The sequence below is a fragment of the Verminephrobacter aporrectodeae subsp. tuberculatae At4 genome, from assembly GCF_000193225.1.
In the GTDB taxonomy this organism is placed as follows: domain Bacteria; phylum Pseudomonadota; class Gammaproteobacteria; order Burkholderiales; family Burkholderiaceae_C; genus Acidovorax; species Acidovorax aporrectodeae.
In genome coordinates, this window is record NZ_AFAL01000550.1 from 1 (window position 1) to 1545 (window position 1545).

Below are 1545 nucleotides of genomic sequence, written 5' to 3' on the forward strand. Positions count from 1 at the left end.
CGGCACAAAATGAAACGGATGCATTTCGCGTCAGGGCAAGGCGCAAACCGCAGCGATACCCGTAGGTATCGCGAGGATTTGCAACGCCGCCATGGCGCGAAAGGCGCAGTTTCATGTGCCGCTATTCGCGGGGCAGGACACTAGGGCAACGGATCGGATCGCAGACAGGCTCTCGGTGGCCTGCCGCCCGCAAGCCGCCAGGAACCCTTTGCAGGCCGGCCGGCGCGCGCGGGAAGGCCTCTGATCCGTTTTTCTGGAGATTCGCGGTGGCCTCCACCATCAATACGAACATCAACACGCTGACCGCGCAGCGCAACCTGGGCCTGAGCCAGGCTTCGCTGAGTCAGTCGATCCAGCGCCTGTCGTCGGGCCTGCGCATCAACAGCGCCAAGGACGACGCCGCGGGCCTGGCGATCACCGAGCGCTTCACGACCCAGATCCGCGGCCTGAACCAGGCAGCGCGCAACGCCAACGACGGCATCTCGCTGGCGCAGACCACGGAGGGCGCGCTCAAGTCCGCCGGGGACATCTTGCAGCGCGTGCGCGAGCTCGCGGTGCAGTCGGCGAACGCCACGAACAGCGCCGTCGATCGCCAGGCCTTGCAGCGCGAAGTGGGTCAGCTGGTCTCGGAACTCGACCGCATCGCGCAGACCACGGAATTCAGCGGCACCAGGCTGCTCGACGGCACCTTTGGAACGCAGCAATTCCAGGTGGGCGCGAACGCGAACCAGACCATCGTCGCGGCCACCGTGAACCTGCGCACCAGCGTGTACGGCAACAACCAGAACCTGGCCGCCAACGGCGCGGGCCCGGGCTCGGCGGATCTCCAGACCACGACCCCAGCCAACCGCGGGACCGGAATCAACGGCGTGACGACGGGCACCGTGGCCATCAGCGGCTACCTGGGAACCGGCACCCTGACCGTGGCCGAGAGCGCCACGGCCAAGGCCACCGCCGATCAGATCAATGCGCTCAAGGCGGACACCGGCGTGACGGCAACGGCCCGCACCGAGGTGCACCTGGCCGGCATGGCCGCCGTGGGCGCGTACACGCTGAGGTTCGAGGGCGACAACCTGGGCAACGCCCAGACGGTTTCCTTCACCCTGACGTCGGCCAGCGGCACCGACCGCCTGTCCGCCGCCGTGTCCGCGATCAATGAGCAGTCGGCGAAAACCGGAATCAACGCCTGGCTGAACGCCAGCGGCAGCCAGATCATTCTGACCAACGCCACGGGAAACAACATCGTGGTGGGCGACACGGAGATCCCCAACGCCGCGCCCATCACGGTCACGGGCTACGACGCGGCGGGCGCAATCATCGGCATAGGGCGTCCGCTGGCCATCGACGCCGTCGCCAATTTCGTGAGCACCGGCGGCTACATCACGCTGGATTCGGAGCGCTCGTTCTCCGTCGCCTCGGCCAGCAACCAGCTGAGCAACGGCGGCTCGCAGCTGCACACCGTCGCCGGCCTGGACGTGAGCCGCTTCGCCAGCGCCACCGACGCCCTGAAGACCGTGGACTCGGCGCTGACCTTCGTGAGCAGCG

1 protein-coding gene is annotated in these 1545 nt (G+C 67.4%); it reads left to right on the forward strand.

Annotation, left to right across the window (positions count from 1 at the left end; genetic code table 11):
* Window positions 1-266 precede the first annotated feature (266 nt).
* The coding region (locus VTU_RS0118170) for a flagellin N-terminal helical domain-containing protein (RefSeq protein ID WP_010106818.1) at window positions 267-1545 on the forward strand (1279 nt) is incomplete at its 3' end.